Source organism: Tardiphaga sp. P9-11 (assembly GCF_008329525.1).
GTDB lineage: Bacteria > Pseudomonadota > Alphaproteobacteria > Rhizobiales > Xanthobacteraceae > Tardiphaga.
The window spans coordinates 130,564-150,663 of sequence record NZ_NPKQ01000004.1; the positions used below are offsets into that span (position 1 = coordinate 130,564).

At 62.3% G+C, this 20,100-nt stretch carries 21 protein-coding genes; 14 read left to right on the forward strand and 7 right to left on the reverse strand.

Annotation, left to right across the window (positions count from 1 at the left end):
• Positions 1-68 precede the first annotated feature (68 nt).
• Together CIW50_RS16005 and CIW50_RS16010 are read left to right on the forward strand one after the other, a co-directional pair.
• Entirely contained in the window at positions 69-533 is a 465-nt protein-coding gene (locus CIW50_RS16005; protein WP_246664295.1) for a hypothetical protein, read from the forward strand.
• A gap of 94 nt (positions 534-627) precedes the next feature.
• Positions 628-1,659, forward strand: coding sequence for a DUF6892 domain-containing protein (locus CIW50_RS16010; protein ID WP_149532217.1), 1,032 nt, complete (start codon positions 628-630; stop codon positions 1,657-1,659).
• A gap of 29 nt (positions 1,660-1,688) precedes the next feature.
• On the opposite strand, the gene plsY is transcribed toward CIW50_RS16010, so the two are convergent.
• Genes plsY through CIW50_RS16025 form a run of 3 tightly spaced genes read right to left on the reverse strand, consistent with a single transcriptional unit; the run spans position 1,689 to position 4,594 of the window.
• Positions 1,689-2,276 (reverse strand): glycerol-3-phosphate 1-O-acyltransferase PlsY, encoded by a 588-nt coding sequence (gene plsY / locus CIW50_RS16015; RefSeq protein WP_149532218.1) that lies wholly within the window; start codon positions 2,274-2,276, stop codon positions 1,689-1,691.
• A 58-nt stretch (positions 2,277-2,334) separates the two neighbouring features.
• Positions 2,335-3,636, reverse strand: a complete 1,302-nt coding sequence (locus CIW50_RS16020; protein WP_149532219.1) for a dihydroorotase — start codon at positions 3,634-3,636, stop codon at positions 2,335-2,337.
• Between the two features lie 4 nt (positions 3,637-3,640).
• A complete protein-coding gene (locus CIW50_RS16025; protein ID WP_116661886.1) occupies positions 3,641-4,594 on the reverse strand; it encodes an aspartate carbamoyltransferase catalytic subunit in 954 nt (317 codons plus the stop codon).
• 147 nt (positions 4,595-4,741) lie between these two features.
• Here CIW50_RS16025 and CIW50_RS16030 point away from each other — a divergent pair, with 147 nt between their 5' ends.
• From CIW50_RS16030 to CIW50_RS16040, 3 genes are all read left to right on the forward strand, one after another.
• Positions 4,742-5,515 carry a M15 family metallopeptidase gene (locus CIW50_RS16030; protein ID WP_149532220.1) on the forward strand — a complete coding sequence of 258 codons (774 nt, stop codon included), beginning with the start codon at positions 4,742-4,744 and terminating at the stop codon, positions 5,513-5,515.
• A gap of 67 nt (positions 5,516-5,582) precedes the next feature.
• Positions 5,583-7,229, forward strand: coding sequence for an isovaleryl-CoA dehydrogenase (locus tag CIW50_RS16035; protein WP_149532221.1), 1,647 nt, complete (start codon positions 5,583-5,585; stop codon positions 7,227-7,229).
• A complete protein-coding gene (locus tag CIW50_RS16040) occupies positions 7,226-8,011 on the forward strand; it encodes a CPBP family intramembrane glutamic endopeptidase (RefSeq protein ID WP_246664296.1) in 786 nt (261 codons plus the stop codon). The genes CIW50_RS16035 and CIW50_RS16040 overlap by 4 nt, the downstream gene beginning before the upstream one ends.
• Here the strand turns inward: CIW50_RS16040 and CIW50_RS16045 are convergent, their stop codons facing one another.
• The 3 genes from CIW50_RS16045 to CIW50_RS16055 are packed head-to-tail and all read right to left on the reverse strand — an operon-like array spanning position 8,012 to position 10,037.
• The gene (locus CIW50_RS16045) at positions 8,012-8,938 is read right to left on the reverse strand and encodes an AEC family transporter (RefSeq protein ID WP_149532222.1); all 927 of its coding nucleotides are present in this window, start codon (positions 8,936-8,938) and stop codon (positions 8,012-8,014) included.
• 2 nt (positions 8,939-8,940) lie between these two features.
• A complete protein-coding gene (gene ruvX, locus CIW50_RS16050) occupies positions 8,941-9,432 on the reverse strand; it encodes a Holliday junction resolvase RuvX (RefSeq protein WP_149532223.1) in 492 nt (163 codons plus the stop codon).
• 47 nt (positions 9,433-9,479) lie between these two features.
• Positions 9,480-10,037: a GNAT family N-acetyltransferase gene (locus CIW50_RS16055; protein ID WP_149532224.1), complete on the reverse strand. Its 558-nt coding sequence runs from the start codon at positions 10,035-10,037 to the stop codon at positions 9,480-9,482.
• Positions 10,038-10,120: 83 nt separating this feature from the next.
• On the opposite strand from CIW50_RS16055, the gene CIW50_RS16060 reads away from it, so the two are divergent.
• The 6 genes from CIW50_RS16060 (at position 10,121) to CIW50_RS16085 (ending at position 14,855) form a co-directional block, all read left to right on the forward strand.
• Positions 10,121-10,345, forward strand: coding sequence for a hypothetical protein (locus CIW50_RS16060; protein ID WP_092144320.1), 225 nt, complete (start codon positions 10,121-10,123; stop codon positions 10,343-10,345).
• Between the two features lie 137 nt (positions 10,346-10,482).
• Entirely contained in the window at positions 10,483-11,559 is a 1,077-nt protein-coding gene (locus CIW50_RS16065) for an NAD(P)H-dependent flavin oxidoreductase (protein WP_149532225.1), read from the forward strand.
• An 82-nt stretch (positions 11,560-11,641) separates the two neighbouring features.
• On the forward strand, positions 11,642-11,929 hold the full coding sequence (gatC, locus tag CIW50_RS16070) for an Asp-tRNA(Asn)/Glu-tRNA(Gln) amidotransferase subunit GatC (protein WP_068732434.1): 288 nt from the start codon (positions 11,642-11,644) through the stop codon (positions 11,927-11,929).
• Between the two features lie 31 nt (positions 11,930-11,960).
• On the forward strand, positions 11,961-12,194 hold the full coding sequence (locus CIW50_RS16075; protein ID WP_149532226.1) for a hypothetical protein: 234 nt from the start codon (positions 11,961-11,963) through the stop codon (positions 12,192-12,194).
• Positions 12,195-13,673: an Asp-tRNA(Asn)/Glu-tRNA(Gln) amidotransferase subunit GatA gene (gene gatA, locus CIW50_RS16080; protein ID WP_149532227.1), complete on the forward strand. Its 1,479-nt coding sequence runs from the start codon at positions 12,195-12,197 to the stop codon at positions 13,671-13,673.
• Between the two features lie 84 nt (positions 13,674-13,757).
• Positions 13,758-14,855: a sensor histidine kinase gene (locus CIW50_RS16085; RefSeq protein WP_149532228.1), complete on the forward strand. Its 1,098-nt coding sequence runs from the start codon at positions 13,758-13,760 to the stop codon at positions 14,853-14,855.
• On the opposite strand, the gene CIW50_RS16090 is transcribed toward CIW50_RS16085, so the two are convergent.
• On the reverse strand, positions 14,852-15,358 hold the full coding sequence (locus CIW50_RS16090; protein WP_149532229.1) for a MarR family winged helix-turn-helix transcriptional regulator: 507 nt from the start codon (positions 15,356-15,358) through the stop codon (positions 14,852-14,854). The two genes, CIW50_RS16085 and CIW50_RS16090, sit on opposite strands and share 4 nt — an antisense overlap.
• Positions 15,359-15,503: 145 nt before the next feature.
• Here CIW50_RS16090 and CIW50_RS16095 point away from each other — a divergent pair, with 145 nt between their 5' ends.
• The 3 genes from CIW50_RS16095 to gatB all read left to right on the forward strand — a co-directional run bounded on the left by CIW50_RS16095 (position 15,504) and on the right by gatB (position 19,914).
• Positions 15,504-16,709 (forward strand): MFS transporter, encoded by a 1,206-nt coding sequence (locus CIW50_RS16095; RefSeq protein WP_149532230.1) that lies wholly within the window; start codon positions 15,504-15,506, stop codon positions 16,707-16,709.
• A 239-nt stretch (positions 16,710-16,948) separates the two neighbouring features.
• On the forward strand, positions 16,949-18,331 hold the full coding sequence (locus tag CIW50_RS16100; RefSeq protein ID WP_172980348.1) for a patatin-like phospholipase family protein: 1,383 nt from the start codon (positions 16,949-16,951) through the stop codon (positions 18,329-18,331).
• 98 nt (positions 18,332-18,429) lie between these two features.
• A complete protein-coding gene (gatB, locus tag CIW50_RS16105) occupies positions 18,430-19,914 on the forward strand; it encodes an Asp-tRNA(Asn)/Glu-tRNA(Gln) amidotransferase subunit GatB (protein ID WP_149532231.1) in 1,485 nt (494 codons plus the stop codon).
• Positions 19,915-20,100: the final 186 nt, after the last annotated feature.

The following is a 20,100-nucleotide window of genomic DNA, read 5'->3' on the forward strand; positions in this document are numbered from 1 at the left end:
TGCATTCAATTGACATTCGTACTTAAGGTGCGAGAGTAGGGGTAAGCCCGGATGGCTTGTGTTCAGTGATGGCAATGCTTTGGGACGTGAACAACTTCCAGCGGATCGGCGCATCGAGCAACGCCGCCGTTGGGCGTGAGTTCGAGGACGCGGCGCAGATCTTCTTTCATTCCGAGGGCGTGCAGCTTGCGCGCAATTTCGTCGTGCCCGTCGGCCACCGGCTGCAGAAGAACAAGCGCTTCGATCTCGGCAGCGCCAGCCCGCGCATCCTAGTGGAGTGCAAGTCCTACACCTGGACAGTGTCCGGCAATCGGCCGAGCGCCAAGATCCGCGGCATGAACGAAGCCATGCTGCTGTTCGGTGCGGCGCCCCGCGACTATCGGAAGATTCTGTTCGTGCTCAAACATCTTCACCCGCATTCGAAGGTGAGTCTGATCTCGCACTATATCAAGAACAACGGCCACCTGATCAGCCGCGGCATCGAGATCTGGGAGTTCGATCTCGATGCGCGGCAGGGCGCACGGGTGTTTTGAGCGCGTGCGCCGGAACGCTTGTGGTTGTTTTGGGTGATGAACTATTTCGGCCAGCGGATCACTAACAGCTGCATTCACAGCAGCGAGCTCCGTCATGCCCAGCGACACCGTCGATATCGAAGCACTCGCGCAGTTGCGTCCGGGAATGCCTGTGTTGCGTCTGTCGCAAGCGCTCGGTACGCATTGGCGCCCGCTGACTTCGGACGACGAAGGCTGGGTCAGACCGGCGCGCGATGTGGTCGGTGGTTTCTCGGCGCGGGTCGATATTCACGGCATCATCGGCCATCTCAACATACACGCCGCATTCCCTAAACCGGTGATGGACGATCGACTGCAGCTGGGCATGACGCTGCAGGCGGTGAAAGGCGAGTATCCCACGCTTGCTTTTTTGCAGGACATCGCCGGCGTGTCTCAGACGTTGCAGCTTTACGGCGCATCGACGGCCGACGGGATGAAATTGACTGCGTTATTCCGCGACGAACGGCTGCTCGGTCTTCAACTCTTTTACCCGGATGCGATCTATGTGGCGGAGATGCCCGCTCTTGCACCACTCGATCTGCCGGCCGGTGCACCATTCACCGATCTGAATTTCAAACTGGTGGTGCTTGATGCGCTTCTGGAAGCGAGATTGATTGATCTCGGGAATGCTTCCCAGTTTCTGTCGCGGGTGCTGGGGCGGCCCTATGATCCCCGCGGCGATAGCCAGTGGCCGCACAAATGCCAAGCTGCCTACGATTATCTCGTTCGTATCCTGCTCACACCAGATCAGCTGTCAGCGGTGACAGCGCTGTGTTTCGATGGCGGCAATGCGATCTATGACTACATCTGGCCGGGCTGGAGCGGCGAGACCGATGACTTTCATGTGCGCAGCCTGGAAGGCATCGAGCAACTGACACATCTGCGAGACTTCAACGATATCGCATTGCTGGAAGCTAACGATCTGAGCCCGCTTTTACGTTTGCCCGATTTACGTTCGCTCGATCTAGGGCTCGGAACGAAGCTGCCGGCTGCGATCCTGCTGGGTCTGCCGGCTTTGGAGCGGTTTGCCTGTCATGAAGACGACGCGCCGGATCGTGTGGCGCTGGAAGCGCTCAAGGCGAAAGGTGTGAAGGTTCGCCTGTATTGATTGCAGCAGAGCCAAAAAAGGACGGGGTCCTACTTCTGCCCGATCTTGCCTTCGGTGCCGTTCAGCAATCGCTTGATGTTCTCGCGGTGCATGAACCACAGCAGCAGCGTCAGCACGGTGGCCAGCACGGCGAGTTGTGGCGCCTTGGCCCACCACAGGAAGATAGGCGTGATGGCACTGGCGGTGAGGGCGGAGAATGACGAGTAGCGCGAGGAGAAGGCACAGGCGAGCCAGGCAAGGCAGAACACCACGGCGGCCGGCCAGTATAGGCCGAACATGATGCCGATATAGACGGCAACGCCCTTGCCGCCCTTGAAGCCGAGCCAGACCGGGAAGAGGTGGCCCAGGAAAGCGAAGAGACCGGCAACCATGGCCGGAACGGGACCGCCGACGCTGCCGGCGATGATCACTGCGACGGTGCCCTTGAGGGCATCGAGCAGCAGGGTCGCCGCGGCAAGGCCCTTACGGCCGGTGCGCAGCACATTGGTGGCGCCGATATTGCCCGAGCCGATGGTGCGGATGTCCTGTGTGCCGGCGAGCCTGGTCAGCACCAGCCCGAATGGGACCGATCCCAGGAAATAGCCAAGCGCGGCGGCAAATATATAAAGAACGATCATCGGGCCTCTATCCTAAGACGCGTTTCGCACTTTCGTGCTCTCAGACACGCCTATCGCGTCAGACGTGCTCGTAAACGGTACGTCCGCCGACGATAGTGCGCGCAACACGGCCGGTAAAACGGGCCTCGTCGAACGGCGTATTCTTGCATTGTGACTTCAGGTCTGCGGGATCCAGCACCCACGGTACATCGGCATCGATGACAATGATATCGGCAACCGCGCCGGGGCGCAGCGTGCCGCCGGGCAGGCCGAGCAGTTCGGCCGGACGTGTCGACATCGCACGGATCAGTTGGGTGAAGGTGAGCTCGCCATTGTGGATCAGCCGCAATCCGGCCGACAGCATCGTCTCGAGGCCGATGGCACCCGGAGCGGCTTCTGCAAATGGCAGGCGCTTGGTTTCGACATCCTGCGGGTTGTGATCGGACATGACGACGTCGATCAGCCCGGAGGCAACGGCGGCCACCAGAGCCTGGCGGTCTTCCTCGACGCGCAGCGGCGGCGACAGCTTGAGATATGACCGATAGGGGCCGATATCGTTTTCGTTCAGCGTGAGATGATTGATCGAGGCTGAGGCGCTCACGCGAAGTCCGGCATCGCGCGCCCGCTTCAAGACCTCGATGGATTCTGCGCAGGTCAGTGACGCGGCGTGATAGCGGCCGCCCGTGAGAGCCACCAGACGCATGTCGCGTTCCAGCATCATGGCTTCGGCGGCCGTGGGAATGCCCATCAGGCCAAGCCGCGAGGCGCGCTCGCCTTCGTTCATTACGCCTTCACCGACGAGATCGGGGTCTTCCGTGTGATGCACGATCAGAACGTCGAAGTCGCGGGCGTAAGTGAGCGCGCGGCGCATCAGCTGCGCATTGGTGATGCTCTTGTCGGCATCGGTGAACGCGACGGCACCCGCGGCCTTCAACAGGCCAAGCTCCGTCATCTCCTTGCCCTGGAGACCCTTGGTGAGTGCGGCCATCGGATGGATGTTGACGATCGCGGTGTCACGGGCACGGCGCAGCACGAAATCGACGGTGGCGGAATTGTCGATGACCGGCGAGGTATCCGGCTGGCAGACGATGGTGGTGATGCCGCCAGCCGCAGCGGCGCGGCTTGCGGATGCGAAGGTCTCGCGATGGCTGGCGCCGGGCTCGCCGACGAAGGCGCGCATGTCGACGAGGCCGGGGGCCACGACCTTGCCGGCGCAATTGATGATGTCGGTGCCTTCAGGCACACCGGCCGCGCCGATGCCGCGGCGGGCGTCGCGGATCATACCGTCGGCGATCAGCACATCCCCGATACCGTCGAGGTCCCGTGACGGATCGATCAGGTGCGCATTGGCGAGCAGGATGGGGCGGCGATCTGTCAACATGGCGTCACGCGTTCGGGAGGTTGCGCGCGAGCGCTTCGAGCACGGCCATGCGGACCGCTACGCCCATCTCGACCTGTTCGCGGATCAGCGACTGCGCGCCGTCGGCCACGATGGAGTCGATCTCGACGCCGCGATTCATCGGGCCGGGATGCATCACCAGGGCGTCGGGCTTGGCATAAGCGAGCTTCTTCTGGTCGAGGCCGAAATACTGGAAGTATTCGGCGGAGGACGGCACGAAGGAGCCGTTCATACGCTCGCGCTGCAGCCGCAGCATCATCACGATATCAGCGCCGTGGAGGCCCTCGCGCATGTCGCGCGCGACCTCGACACCCATGCGCTCGATACCCGGCGGCAGCAGCGTGGAAGGCCCAACCACGCGCACGCGTGCGCCCATGGTGTTGAGCAGCAGGATATTTGAACGCGCGACCCGTGAATGCAGGACATCGCCGCAGATCGCGATCGTCAGTCCTTCGAGGCGGCCCTTGTTGCGACGGATGGTCAGCGCGTCGAGCAGGGCCTGGGTCGGATGTTCATGGGCGCCATCGCCCGCATTGATGACGGAGCCGTCGACCTTGCGGGCCAGCAGTTCGACCGCGCCGGAGGCATGATGGCGCATCACGAGAATGTCCGGATGCATCGCGTTCAGCGTCATCGCGGTGTCGATCAGCGTCTCGCCCTTTTTGATCGAGGACGATGACACCGACATGTTCATGACGTCGGCGCCGAGCCGCTTGCCGGCCAGTTCGAACGACGACTGGGTGCGCGTCGAATTCTCAAAAAACAGATTGATCTGGGTACGACCGCGCAGCGAGGAACGCTTTTTGTCGACCTGGCGGTTCAGCTCGACATATTCCTCGGACAGGTCGAGGAGGCCGGTGATATCCGCGGCGGAAAGGCCCTCGATGCCCAGCAAATGCCGGTGTCCGAGGACGAAAGAGGATTTCGTGGCTTGGGTCATTAAAACGAAAGCTATAGGCAGAGTTGAAAAGCGGAGCAAGCGCGATTCGCCCGCTTTTCGGTTATCCCCCGGTCAGTCCGGTGGCAGGGTAAAGATGATGGGCATAAATCGCCGTCAAGTCGCCCGTTTTGGATCGCGAGGCCGCTGATGAGACGTTTTCCAAATCGACTGTTGGCGGTGATTTCGGCGGGGCTCTGGCTGGCGTCGGTCGCCCAGCCTGCGCAGGCGCAAAACCTGCCTGACGATTTCGTGTTCCTGCGCGACATCGATCCCTCGATCCGGCAGGACATCCGCTATGCCGGCGTCAACAACTTCGTCGGGCGCAAGCTTAGCGGCTATGACAGCGCGGAATGCGTGGTGAAACGCGCGGTCGGCCTCGCTCTGCAGAAGGTGCAGCGCGAACTGATGGCGCAAAACCTGTCGCTGAAAATGCTGGATTGCTATCGGCCGGCGCGGGCATCGCGCGACATGGTGGCGTGGGCGCGCGATGGCAACGAGACGCCGGCGCAGAAGCGTTACAATCCGTCCTTCAGCAAAGCGGATCTGTTCAGGCTTGGCTATATCGCCGAGCGCTCCGGCCACTCCACCGGCGCGGCGCTCGATCTGACGCTGGTCGATCTGCGTGCGCCTGCGTCTCCGGCATTTGATCCGAACAAGGCCTATGCGAGCTGTATCGCGCCGGAGGCACAGCGCGCGCCGGAGGGCAGTGTCGATATGGGCACGGGTTACGATTGCTCCGATGCGAAGGCGCATACCGGATCGCGCACGATCTTACCCGCGCAGCGGCGCTGGCGCGATCTCCTGGTGACTGTGATGGGCAGGCAGGGCTTCGTGAATTATTCCAAGGAATGGTGGCACTTCTCGCTGCCGGGCACAGGCGTGAGCACCTACGATTTTCCGATTGTGCGGCAGGCAAGATAGCCCCGTGAAATCCCGGTCAATCCAGCGTAAAATGATTCGCAATACCGCCTCCAGCCGGAACTGATTCATGACCGACGCCACCTCTGCCATTCATGCGGTGCTCAACCAGTCGCCACCGTTCGAGGACGTCAATCTGTTCGAGCTGGACCGGCCGCTGGTGGAAGCGGTTGCGATGAATGAGGGCTCGTTCGCCTATGTCGACCACGCCAAATTCGGTCAGCTCTGGGGATCGGCCGACATGGCGCAGCGCGCGCGACTGGCCAACGAGAATACGCCGAAGCTGCGGACTTTCGATGCGCGCGGCAACCGGCGCGACGAGGTCGAGTTTCATCCGGCCTATCACGAACTGATGGCACAGAGCATTGCAGCGGGAATTCACAATTCGACCTGGACGGCGGACGGCAAGCCAAAGGGGCGGGGGGCGGAAGTGATCCGTGCGGCGCGTTTCTACATGGCCGCGCAGGTCGAGACCGGGCATCTGTGCCCGATCACGATGACACGTGCCGCCGTCGGTGCGCTGGCGATGCAGCCGGATGTGCTGGCGCAGGTGATGCCGGTCATTGCCAGCCACGACTACGATCCGAGCTTTGCGCCATGGTCGGCCAAGCGCGGGATGACGCTGGGCATGGGGATGACCGAACGGCAGGGCGGCACGGATGTGCGCAGCAACATGACGCGCGCGGTGCGCGACGGCGATGCGTATCGCATCAGCGGCCACAAGTGGTTCATGTCGGCGCCGATGTGCGACGCATTCCTGGTGCTGGCGCAGGCCGAGGACGGGTTGAGCTGTTTCTTCATGCCGCGGTTCCGACCGGATGGCTCGCTCAATGCGCTGAATTTCCAGCGTCTGAAGGACAAGCTCGGCAATCGCTCCAACGCGTCGTCGGAAGTCGAGTTCAATGATGCCTACGCACTGCGCGTCGGCGACGAAGGCAAGGGCATCCGCACCATCATCCAGATGGTGCAATTGACGCGGCAGGATTGCGCCACGGCATCGGCCGGCTTGATGCGCTCGGGCCTCGTTCATGCGCTGCATCACGCAAGGCATCGCAGCGTGTTCCAGAAACATCTTGCCGATCAGCCGATGATGCAAAGCGTGCTCGCCGATATGGCGCTGCATGTGGAGGCCTCGACGGCGCTGGTGATGCGGCTATGCCGCGCCTTCGATCTCGCGCCGGAAGATCAGTCTGAGGCGGCGTATATGCGTTTCCTCACGCCGGTCGTGAAATACTGGGTCTGCAAATCGGCGCCGGGCTTCCTTTACGAGGCCATGGAATGCATGGGCGGCAATGGCTATGTCGAGGAGGGCATCCTGGCGCGGCATTATCGTGAGGCGCCGGTCAATGCGATCTGGGAAGGCTCGGGCAACGTGATGTGTCTCGATGTGCTGCGGGCGCTGTCGCGCGAAGGTGACGCTTCGACCGCGGTGCTGCAGGACCTGATGCTGGAGACGCGCGGACTGCCCGGCGCGGCCGATGCTGCGGCCTTCATCATCCGCACCTTGCTGCGGCCCGACAGCGAGCGTGTTGCACGGCAGGCGGTGGAATCGCTGGCGTTGCTGGCGGCCTGCGCTGCGCTGAACATAGTGCATCCGCCCCATGCCGAACTGTTTGCGCGGACACGCCTTGATAGTGCGCGCAACGCGATCTACGGCACTGCTGAAATGACCGAAGCTCAGGGCCGGGGACTGCTCGAGCGGGCGTTGCCGCAGTGAGCGCGCTGGATACGCCTGTCATACGGTCAAACCTGCCACCCGCGACAAAGCCGCCGAGGGTCTGGAAATTCTGGGGCACCAGCCTCTGGGGGCTGTTCGCTTTTGCAGCGATGTTCGCCGGCCAGCTCACCGTCGTCGCCTATTATCTGCTGATTAAGGATGCGCCACTCGATGCGACGCTGCTGATCAAGGCGATGAGCAGCGGTACGACCATCGCCGCGTCCGTTCTCATGGGACTTCCGGCAGTGTGTCTGGCGCTGTGGCTGGCGACGCGCATGGCGCGGCAATCCTTTGCTGACTATCTGGGGCTGCGCGGCACGTCCTGGAAAAACTACGTACTCGGCACGGTGGCGCTGATCGTGCTGGTCGGTGCCTGGGAGCTGGTCGCAAAAGGCATGGGGCGCGACTCCGCGCCGACTTTCATGCTGGAAGTGCTGAAGTCGGCTCGCGCTGACGGCGCACTGTGGCTGCTCGTGATAGCGTTCTGCGTCGGCGCGCCGATGACCGAAGAATTCTTCGCGCGCGGTTTTCTCTATCGCGGCTGGTCGGAATCGTTTTTGCGGCCGGTTGGCGCCATCGTGGCGTCATCGCTGGTCTGGACGGCGATGCATCTGCAGTATGACTGGTTCTTCTTCGTCGAGATTTTCACCATCGGCCTGCTGTTCGGCTATATGCGCTATCGCAGCCATTCGACATGGCTGACGATCTATCTGCATGGCTTGAACAATCTCGCCGCCACGGTGCAAACGCTGCTGATCGCGAACGGTGTGATATCGCCGTAGCTATTCTGCCAGCGCAATGAAGACGGGCATGGTCAGGACCGCCAGCGTGGTTTGAACGGTCAGGATTTGCGCCAACAGAGGCGCGTCACCGCCCATCTGCCGCGCCAGAATATAGCCGTTCGACGCCGACGGCACCGACGCGCAGCAGACGACCACTGCGAGATTGGTGCCGGACAGGCCGAAGGCGATGCCGAGGCCCATGGCGATCAGCGGCATCACGGCGAGTTTCAAGACGACTGTCAGTGCTGCGGCCATGCCGGGTCTGTGAAGGCCTTCGAGTTGAAGACCCGCGCCGACGATCAGCAGGCCCATCGCCAGTGAGCAGCGCCCGAGGGCATCGAGAAATTCATGGGCGGGGCGCGGCACGGACAATCCGGCGAGGTTGATCGCGAGGCCGATCACGCAGGCCCAGATCAGCGGGTTCCTGGCTATGGTCAGCAGTAGCGCAGGCCACGCCATCCGTTGCGGTGAGGCGTAATGTGCCAGCACCCAGACGGCCAGAATATTCAGCAGCGGGATCATTGCCACCATGGCGACGGAGGCCAGCGTGATGCCGAGGTCTCCCCACAGATTGCCGGCGACCGAGAGTGCCACGAAGGTCTGCCAGCGCGTTGCGCCCTGAAACAGCGAGGTGAAGGCCGGCCCATCGAGGCCGATGGCCCGCGCCAGCAACGGGCGCAGCGCCAGACATAGCGCAGACATCAGGACAACGGAGAGCAGTAGTGCGCCGCCGACGCCGACGATCGGCACCGAGGACAGATTGGCGCGCGCCAGCGTGTCGATCAGCAAAGCGGGGAACAGGACATAATAGACGAGCTGTTCCAGCCCGACCCACTCGATGTTCTGCTTCAACAGCAAACGTCGCAATGCAAAGCCGAGCACGATGAGCAGGAAGACCGGGACGAGAGCACCGAATACCGTCAACATGGTCAGCGAATATCCGGCGTGCGCAGCAAGGCGGCGAGGCGATCCAGGGCGCCCTGAAGAATGAAGATCGCGGCATGTTCGTCGATGACCTTGGCGCGTTTGGCGCGGCTGACATCATTGGCGATCAATTCGCGCTCGACCGCAGATGTGGAGAGCCGCTCGTCCCAGAAGGCGATTGGCAATTCAGTCAGTTTCGAGAAGTTGCGCGCGAAGGCACGGGTCGATTGTGCCCGCGGGCCTTCGCTGCCGTCCATGTTGATGGGCAGGCCGAGCACGAAGCCGCAGATATTGCGCTCAGTGGAGAGCTTGATGAGACGCGCGGCATCCGCCTTGAACGCGGTGCGCTCCACGGTCTCGATGCCGGTGGCGAGGCGACGATCGGGATCGGACACCGCGACGCCGATGGTCTTGGTGCCGAGATCGAGACCGATCAGCGCGCCACGGGCGGGCAGATGTGCGGCGGCTTCGACGAGGGGGAGGATCACAGCAGGCATGACCCCGCATAACACGCGTGGCCATCAGATCAAACGCTGCGCCGCACCTATCGGAAATGACGGCGGGTGCGCCATTCCTCGGCGGTCATTTCCCAGATTTCCGAGGGCCAACGGCCTGAGACGTAATTGCGATCCTCGGTGGCGATCACGCGCATGCCGGACGTCTCCGAAATCCGGCGCGAAGCAGTGTTGGCGATGGCCTTGATGACGCGCAGCACGGGCCGCTGCAACGTGTCGAACCAGTAATCGGTGACGGCGTCGCTGGCCTCGGTCATCAGCCTTTGTCCGTGCCAGGCGGGATCGAGCCAGAAGCCGCGATTGTCGTCGTCACTGTCCCTGACATTGATCATGCCGATCAATTGGTCCGGTGCAGTCTTCAGGCGGATCGACCAGTGCCATTCGGTGCCGTTTTCCATGCCTGGCAGCACGACATCGCGCAGGAAGGTGAAGGCGCCATCAGCCGGGTAGGGCCATGGCACACGGCTGGCCAGGAAACGCACGACATCCATCTGCGGAAAGAGCCGTTGCACGGCATCGGAGTCATCCAGCACGAGCGGGCGCAGGATCAGTCTGGGCGTGGTGAGTTCGGGAATGGCAGCGGTCATCGGTCGCGTTTCACATCGGTGGTGATTTGCGGCAAGGTAGCATCGTTCCCGCGTTTCTGCGTCTTACGTCACGAGCCCGATCCATGGATTCCCTCAGCCTGTTTGGATTGTTCGCCGTCAGCGCCATGCTGGTCTGCTACGCGCTGGAGGCGCGCAGTCCGTGGTTTACGCTGGCCTTCGCCGGCGCCTGTGGGCTCGGATCGCTTTACGGATTTCTGCAGGGCGCCTGGCCGTTCGGGCTGGTGGAGGCGATCTGGGCCGGTGTGGCGCTGCGCAAGTGGATGCTCATCCCCCGCGCAACCGCATAGCTCGCGCGGGTGCGGCTGTGTTAGCTTGAGCATGGCTCGGCAATGACGCACATGCCACTTCCTCAAGTCTGTCTCAAGATAGTCACCGCTTTGCCGCTGGATTCAGAGGCATTGCCGCAAGAATCCGGAGATCCCCCATGTGGCCCGACCGCCGACTGATCGACCTTTTCGGCACCGAATTTCCCATCGTGCAGGCGCCGATGGCCGGCGTGCAGGATGCCGACATCATGATCGGCGCAGCGGAGGGCGGCGCGCTGGCCTCGTTGCCGTGCGCAATGATCTCACCCGAGAAAGCCCGTGAGCAGATCAATATCGTGCGCCAGCGCGTCTCTGCGCCGGTCAACATGAATTACTTCTGCCATACCGCGGTCGACGCCGATCCCGCACGCGAGGCCAACTGGCGCAAGCGGCTGACGTCTTATTTCACCGAACTCGGGCTCGACCCGAATGCCGACATCAATGCGGCCAACCGCGCGCCGTTCGACGAGGCGATGTGTGCGCTGGTGGAAGAATTGAAGCCAGAAGTGGTCAGCTTTCACTTCGGCCTGCCGGACCCGGCGCTCTTGAAGCGCATCAAGGCAGCCGGCTGTCGGGTCATCGCCTCTGCGACCATCGTCAAGGAGGCCGTGTGGCTCGAAGAGCGCGGCGTGGATGCAATCATTGCCCAGGGCGCGGAAGCTGGCGGTCATCGCGGAATGTTCCTGACCGAGGATATCGCCACGCAGCCCGGCCTGTTCGCGCTGCTGCCGCAGGTGGTGGATGCGGTGAAAGTGCCGGTGATCGCCGCAGGTGGCATCGCCGATGGACGCGGCATCGCGGCGGCCTTTGCGCTCGGTGCTGCGGGCGTGCAGATCGGCACGGCCTATTTGCGAACGCCCGAATCCAAGGTCAGCGGACCGGGCCGTGCAGCCTTGGCCGGCGCGTCGGACGCCTCGACGGTCATCACCAATGTCATGACCGGCCGTCCGGCCCGGGGCGTCATCAACCGCGTCATGCGCGAGGTCGGGCCGGTCTCGCCCGATGCGCCTGCGTTCCCGCATTCGGCGACCGCGCTGGGGCCGCTGAAAGCGGCTGCAGAAAAGCTCGGCCGGGCCGATTTTACCAATCTCTGGGCTGGACAGTCGGTCGGAATGGGTAGCGAATTGCCTGCGGCGGAACTGACGCGCTCGCTGGCAGCGGCGGCGCTCGCCCGGATGGCTGAATTGCGAGGCTAGAAGGGCCGGGCGCCCGGCGGTTGCGGCGCAAAACCTCCGTCTGCTATATGGCAGGGAGATTTTGCTCCGAGGCCCTATATAGATGTCAGTCGATGCTGCCACCGTTCGCCGGATCGCGCACCTTGCGCGGATCGCGGTCACTGATGCCGAGGTTCCCCATTTGCAGGGTGAACTGAACGCGATGCTGGCCTTTGTCGAGCAATTGCAGGAAGTGAATGTCGACGGCGTCGAGCCGATGACCTCGGTGATGCCGATGGAAATGAAGAAGCGCGCCGATGTCGTCACTGACGGCGAGATCGTCGACGCGGTGACGGCGAATGCGCCGGAGTCCGAAGATCATTTCTTCCTGGTGCCGAAAGTCGTCGAGTAATCGCGCAAGAACCGTTCGGACGGAAACCGCCATGTGCCTGCTTTGCGACGATGAAAAGTCCTATCAGCTCTATATGGACTACCTCGACGAGATGGAGCGTCAGGGGAAGGTCAAGGATGTCGACGCGGCGATGGATGCCATCCTCGACAAGGTTCAGGCCGCACAGGAAGCTGACGACAAACTCCGTCGTGCCTCATCCAAAAAAGACTTGCCCGAAAACGACAAGACGCTCTCTCCCTTCTTTTGCAGCCCGGTCAATAAATAGATGACAGATCTGACGTCGCTGACACTCGCCGAGGCGCGTGACGGCCTTGCGACCAAATCCTTCACGTCAGTTGAACTGACCGATGCGCATCTCAAGGCGATGGAAGCCGCGCGCGTGCTGAACGCCTATGTGCTGGAGACGCCGGATCAGGCGCGCGCCATGGCGCAGGCGGCGGATGCGAAGCTCGCCAAGGGCGAGGGCGGCTGGCTCGGTGGCGTGCCGCTGGGCATCAAAGATCTGTTCGCCACCAAAGGCGTGCGCACCACCGCATGTTCAAAAATCCTCGGCAACTTCGTGCCGCCTTACGAATCGACCGTGACCGCGCAGCTTTGGCGCGATGGCGCGGTCATGCTCGGTAAGCTCAACAATGATGAATTCGCCATGGGCTCGGCGAACGAGACTTCGTTCTTCGGTCCGGTGATCAATCCGTGGCGGCGTGACGGCTCCGACGTCAACCTGGTGCCCGGCGGTTCGTCCGGCGGTTCGGCTTCGGCCGTTGCCGCAGGTCTCTGCCTCGGCGCGACCGCGACCGACACTGGCGGTTCGATCCGCCAGCCTGCGGCCTTCGCCGGCATCGTCGGCATGAAGCCGACCTACGGCCGCTGCTCGCGCTGGGGTACGGTCGCTTTCGCATCCTCGCTCGATCAGGCCGGGCCGATCGCGCGCACCGTGCGCGATACCGCGATCCTGATGCGCTCGATGGCTGGTTACGATCCCAAGGATTCCACCTCGGTCGATCGCGAAGTGCCGGATTACGAGGCTGCCATCGGCAAGTCCGTGAAGGGCATGAAGATCGGCATTCCCAAGGAATATCGCATCGACGGCATGCCGGCCGAGATCGAAAAGCTTTGGTCGGAAGGCGCCGCGCAGCTCAAGGCCGCCGGTGCCGAACTCGTCGACGTGTCGCTGCCGCATACCAAATACGCGCTGCCGGCCTATTACATCGTGGCGCCGGCCGAAGCGTCGTCGAACCTCGCGCGCTATGACGGTGTGCGTTACGGCCTGCGCGTACCGGGCCGCAGCATCAGTGATATGTATGAGAATACCCGCGCTGAAGGTTTCGGCGCGGAAGTGCGTCGCCGCGTGATGATCGGAACTTACGTTCTCTCTGCCGGCTATTACGACGCTTACTATCTGCGCGCGCAGAAGGTGCGGACGCTGATCAAACGCGACTTCGAGGAGTGCTTTGCCAAGGGCATCCACGCAATCCTGACGCCGGCGACACCCTCTGCGGCATTCGGTATTGGCGAGAAGGGCGGCGCTGATCCGATCGAAATGTATCTCAACGATATTTTCACGGTGACGGTGAACATGGCGGGGTTGCCAGGCATTGCGGTTCCCGCAGGCAAGGACGCGCAGGGATTGCCGCTTGGGCTGCAACTCATCGGCCGTCCGTTCGACGAGGAGACGCTGTTCTCGCTCGGCGAAACCATCGAACAGGCATCAGGGCGTTTCACGCCACCCAAGTGGTGGGCCTGACATCATCCGCGTGAAGTGTTGCGCGTTTGACATTGCGTTTTGCAATGCACTTGGCCATGCTTTGCCCATGAGCATGGCCCGCTGATGAGCACTGACGACGGTCTCCCACCGACCCAGCAAGTCGACCAGATTCTGGGGTCGTCGAAGCTTGCCGCCGCGATCGAGAGCGATCGCTACAAACATCTGCTCGATCATGTTCCGGTTGCCGTCGCAGTGTCGTGCGGTTCCGCAGGCGAACAGCAGGTCGTCTACATCAACAAGGCGTTCGAAGCCTTGATGGCGGTGGCGCCCGCTGATGTCGAGGGACAGGGGTGGACCTGTCTTGACGGCTTTCTCAACGAAGACAATCAGGCCCAGACGCTCGGCGAAGCGATCCGCGACGGCGAGGATTTCATCGGCGTGTTCCGTCCCTCGATCCCGCTTGAGCGTCTCGTCATCGTCCAGGCCTATGCCTCGGTGATCGAGAGTGACGACGGCGTCGAGAATTTCCGGATCGTGGCACTGGTGGATGTCGGTGGCCGCGAGCGGGCGCAGATCGAGCAGTTCGAGAACCAGATCCGCGACCGCGACATGCTGATGCGCGAATTACAGCATCGTGTGAAGAACAATTTGCAGCTCATCACGGCGCTGGTGCGGCTCGAAGCCCGCTCGGCAGCAGAAGGCGAGGCGGTGGCGCTCGCGCGGCTTGCCAGCCGTATCGATGCGCTGACGGTTTTGTACCGGACGCTGTCCGACGAGAACGCTGCAGCCGATATCGATCTCGGACAGTATCTCGCCGATATCGCCAATGCGGTTATGGCTGCCAGCGCGACGGCGGATATCACGCTCGACCTGCAGGTCGGCTATTGCCCGATGTCGATCAATATCGCGATGCCGGCGGGACTGTTGGTCAATGAGATGCTCACCAACGCGCTGAAATACGCCTTCGTCGGCCGTGCCGGCGGTCAGATCAAACTGATCTGCAAGCTGGAAGGTGGCCATGTCACGGTGATCGTCGCCGATGACGGCGTTGGTCTTGCCGAAGGCCAGGAATGGCCGTCGCCGCGCAAGCTAGGTGCGTTGATCCTGCAGACTCTGAAGGAGAATGCGTCGAACGTAATGTTCAATGCTGAGAGCATTCGCGGGCAGGGCAGCTGGTTCACGCTGGTATTCGATGCCGCGCCAAGCAGTCAGCCGAACTAGGCTGAAGCCTCGCTGTTCGACAGGCCTGCAAGAAGTTTCGCGAGAAGATTGTTCAAACGCCGCTGCTCGTCTGCGTTGAGAGCCGATAAAACGGCGCGCTCATTCTCGACGTGCCGGTCGAGAAGGTCGTCGATCAGGGTTTTACCGGCGGTGGTCAGTACAACAAGGGTCCCGCGACGGTCGGTCGGATGCTTACGCCGTTTGATGAACCCGTTTTTTTCCAGTCGGTCGATACGGCTGGTCATCCCGCCCGATGAAATCATCAGGAACTCGTAAAGCTCCGTCGGCGTCAGCGCATAGGGCTTGCCCGAGCGGCGCAAGGTGGCGAGGACGTCGAATTCGCCTGGCTGCAAATTGAAGCTGGCGAACAGTGGGGTCAGCCGGTCGCGGCTGATTACCAGCGCGACCTCTTGCAGCCTACCCAGCACTTCCATCGGAAATGTATCGAGGTCGGGGCGCTCATTGCGCCATTGCCCCGCCGCGATTGCTGCACGATCTGCCATACGTCATTCCTATATGTCTTGACGTTAAGATACTCGATGTCTAGATAATATCCCGAACGTTGCTTATCGCCAACGGTTTTCAAAGTCTCAAAGAGGTCGATCGTTATGCTCACGCCTGTCTTGTGCGTGCGGCGGGAGCGTTGAAATGGACGTGCGCTGCGTCCCCGCCGGTTCATTGCTTCGCGCTGCAGCCATCCTTCTGCTGGCACTCAATCTACGTCCAGCCATAGCTGCCATCGGCCCGCTGCTCGACCTCATCGAGGCTTCCACCGGCCTGACTCACACCGAAGCGAGCCTGCTGACGACTCTGCCTGTTTTGGTGATGGGACTCTGCGCCCTGTTCGGCGCTCATCTGCGACGTCTGCTCGGGGAACGCGGAGGCATCGCGATCGGGGCAGCGATCGTCTTCGTCGCGTGTCTTGCGCGCGTGGCGCTGACGGGAAGAGAAGGATTGATCTGGACCGCGATCCTGGTTGGCATCGGCATCGCGCTGGTGCAAACGCTGCTACCGACCTTCATCAAACGCGAATTCCCGATGCAGAGCGGACGCATCATGGGGGTCTATACGACAGGCATCATGGGCGGCGCGGCGATCGCCGCGGCAACGGCGGCGGGTCTTGCCGAGCATCTGGGATGGCCGGCCACGCTTGCGGTCTGGTGTATTCCTGCGGCTCTCGCAGTCCTGTTCTGGCTGATGGCAACATGGCGCGGGAAGGGCGGGATACCCTCGATCCCGCAGCCACGAACGGTCCATCCGCGATGCACATATTTATCATTCTGGCGCAGCCTTCGCGCCTGGGAGCTGCTTGTGTTTTTCGGAATAGGGACGGGCGCCTATACGCTCGTCCTCGCATGGCTTCCTCCTTTCTATACGGCGCTGGGATGGAGCCGCTCCGATGCAGGCTTCCTGCTTGGCGGTCTCACGATCACCGAAGTCGTGGCCGGGCTGATGGTCTCGGCCTTCATCGGACGCTTTCCCGATCGCCGCGGACCGCTCATCGTTGTTTTGGCACTGCTGCTGACGGGGCTCATCTGCCTGATCGCTGCACCACTGTCTTTGGCCGTCGTCGCCTGTGGCTTGCTGGGAACAGGCATTGGCGCACTGTTTCCGCTGTCGCTGATCCTCACGCTCGATCACATCGACGATCCCGCGCGCGCCGGGGAACTGGCGTCTTTCGTTCAAGGCGGCGGCTACATCATCGCCAGCGCCATGCCTCTGCTGGCGGGCATTCTGCGCGATCAATTCTCCGACCTGTCACAAGCCTGGATGGTGATGGCGGCCGGCGCGCTGCTCCCGATCGGCATGTCCACGCGTTTCTCGCCGGCGTCCTACCTGCGGCTCTCTCGATAGCTCCGTCTAACATCCGCCGCTCAGCCGGATCGCGCTACCGTGTGACGCAGGCGGCTTGCCTTGTATTAACCATGATGCGGGCGCGGATGCTTCCATCCGCGCCGCTTTGCATAAATGCGTAATGATTTGGATTATGGTTTGTTTGAGCTTTCAGAGTGCACGGTGTTGCGGGGATCGGCTCCACCCTTCGGTCAGATCCGGGGACAGGTTTCGACTGAAAGCGTGCGAACGGTAGACTTATGACCTGGGTGCGCTCTATCGGTGTTGTCGTCACAATCTGCATCGTGCTGATTGGCTGTGCGTCGGTTCACAATATTCCGGTCAATACGCCGGCGACCGATGGTGGGCTGGAGAAACTCAACGCGGGGTTCGATAGTTCCACAGTCGCGGGCGAGGTTCTCGTCGGTCTCGCATTTTCTGGAGGCGGCACGCGGGCGGCGGCATTTTCCTTTGGCGTGCTCTCGGAAATGGAGCGGATCCCGGTTCGCGGCGCAGCGAGTTCGATGCTCGATCACGTTGATTTTGTGTCCGGCGTGTCCGGCGGCTCGGTGCTGGCAGCCTATTACGGGTTGAAAAAGCGTGTGGCGTTGTCGGACTTTCGTGAGCGCTTCCTGATCCGTAACGCGGAGGAGGGGCTTCAAACCAGCCTGTCGCTCGGCACCATCGGCCGCGCCTTCTCCGGTGGCGTCAATGACTCCGTTGGCTTCACCAAATGGCTCGATGCGAATCTGTTCGAGGGAGCGACGTTCAGTCAGCTCCGCGCAGGCCGGCCGCGGGTCTGGATCAATGCCTCGGATATTTACAACCGGGTTCCGTTTATCTTTGATGCAACGGCATTCAGCGCGATCTGCAGCGACCTCGCCACCTATCCGATCTCCAATGCCGTAGCCGCGTCGGCTGCGGTACCGATTGCGTTTGCGCCGGCGGTGGTTCAGGCATTCCCCGGCACTTGCAACGATCCGTTGCCGTCCTGGATCAAGCGTGTCGCCGCCGATCGTACCGCTTCGCCGATGTTGAGTTCGTATGCGAAGGCGATCGTCCGCTACCGCGACGGCGCGGTGCCCTACATCAAGCTGCTCGATGGCGGGCTGGTCGACAATTATGGCGTTTCCGGCCTCACCATCGCGCGCGAGTCGTCGGAGACGCCCTATGGGCCGATTTCGCCGCAGCAGGCGGTGAAACTGCGGCGTGCGCTGTTTCTGGTGGTCGATGCCAAGGCCGGTCTTTCCGGCAACTGGGTGCAGACAGTGGAAGGACCGAGTGGAGTCGATCTGATCAAGGCTGCGGTCGATACCACCATGGATGCCAGCGTTGGCGCCAGCTACACCGCCTTCGATCGTACCATGACGGACTGGCAGAACTCGCTGGTGCGCTGGCGCTGCGGCCTGTCGGCGGCGGAGCGGGCGCGCTATGGCGCGCGTCCTGGCTGGAATTGCCGCGACCTCAAAATCTCCATCGGACGGTTAGGGTTCGATCAGCTTGAACCGGCGCGCGCGGCCGTTCTAGAGGCGGTCCCAACCCGTTTCTCGCTGCCGCAGGCGCAGGTCGATGAGGTCATCACTGCCGGCCGCGATGCACTGCGCGCCAATCCGACTTTCCGGGCATTTGCTGCGGGCATATAGGCGCGGCCGCGCCCGGGCTGTGTGATTGGGCTTGGGCATGGGCTTGAACACGCCGCAGGGGGTTTTCCCGCGCCCGTCATCGCGGTAGAAACCGCCCCATGAACGCACCTGTCAAACCTTCGAAGCTCATCAAAGGCGCCACCGGCGACTGGGAAATGGTCATTGGTCTGGAGATCCACGCCCAGGTCAATTCTCACGCCAAGCTGTTCTCCGGCTCGTCCACGGAGTTCGGTGGATCGCCGAACAGCCACGTGTCGCTGGTCGACGCAGCCATGCCAGGCATGCTGCCAGTCATCAACGAGGAATGCGTCAAGCAGGCGGTCCGCACCGGTCTCGGGCTGAAAGCGCAGATCAACCGGCGCTCGACCTTCGACCGCAAGAACTACTTCTATCCGGACCTGCCACAGGGCTATCAGATCAGCCAATACAAGTCGCCGATCGTCGGCGAGGGCGAGGTCACGGTTGAGCTGTCCGACGGCGAGACCATCACCGTCGGTATCGAGCGCCTGCATCTCGAACAGGATGCCGGCAAGCTGGTGCATGACCAGAGCCCGACGCAGACTTTCGTCGATCTCAACCGGTCCGGCGTGGCGCTCATGGAGATCGTCTCCAAGCCTGACATGCGCTCGGCCGAACAGGCTCAGGCCTATGTGTCGAAGCTGCGCACCATCCTGCGCTATCTCGGCACCTGCGACGGCGACATGGAGAAGGGCAACCTGCGCGCCGACTGCAACGTCTCGGTTCGGAAGCCGGGCGATCCCTATGGCACCCGCTGCGAGATCAAGAACGTCAACTCGATCCGTTTCATCGGCCAGGCCATCGACTATGAAGCCCGGCGCCAGATCGGAATCCTCGAGGATGGCGGTTCGATTGATCAGGAGACGCGGCTCTACGATCCCAACAAGGGCGAGACCCGGTCGATGCGCTCCAAGGAAGAGGCGCATGACTACCGCTATTTCCCGGACCCCGACCTGCTGCCGCTGGAATTCAGCGAGGACTATGTCGCCGCGCTGAAAGCGGAGCTGCCGGAACTGCCCGACGAGAAGAAGGCGCGTTTCATCGGCGCGTTCGGCCTGTCGGCCTATGACGCCGCCGTGCTGGTGGCCGAGCGCGAGAGTGCTGAGTTCTTCGAGACGACGCTCGCCGGGCTTGCCGACAAAGTGCGGGATGGCAAGCTCGCCGCCAACTGGGTGATCAATGAACTGTTCGGGCGCCTCAACAAGGAAGGCCAGGACATTGCGTCGTCACCGGTGTCGGCGGCGCAGATGGCCGCCATCGTCGATCTGATCGGGGAGGGCGTGATCTCCGGCAAGATCGCCAAGGACCTGTTCGAGATCGTCTGGCTTGATGGCGGTAACCCGCGCGCGCTCGTCGAAGAGCGCGGCATGAAGCAGGTGACGGACACCGGCGCCATCGAGAAGGTGGTCGATGACATCATTGCCGCCAATCCCGACAAGGTCGCGCAAGCGCAGGCCAAGCCGGCGCTGATGGGTTGGTTCGTCGGCCAGGTGATGAAGTCGTCCGGTGGCAAAGCCAATCCGCAGGTCGTCAACGACCTCCTGAAGAGCAAGCTCGGCATCTGACGATTGCCTTTCGACGACAACGGCGCCGCGTTGAGCGGCGCCGTTGTCGTTTTGGCGGACCTCATTGGCGCGTCGTAACCCACGCGATGAACGGTCGCGAGCGCGGAATCAGATCGCGAATCGGCGTGCCGTCAGGTGACAAAAGTGCGGTTGTGACCAGCACCGATAAGTCGCGAACGCGTTTTC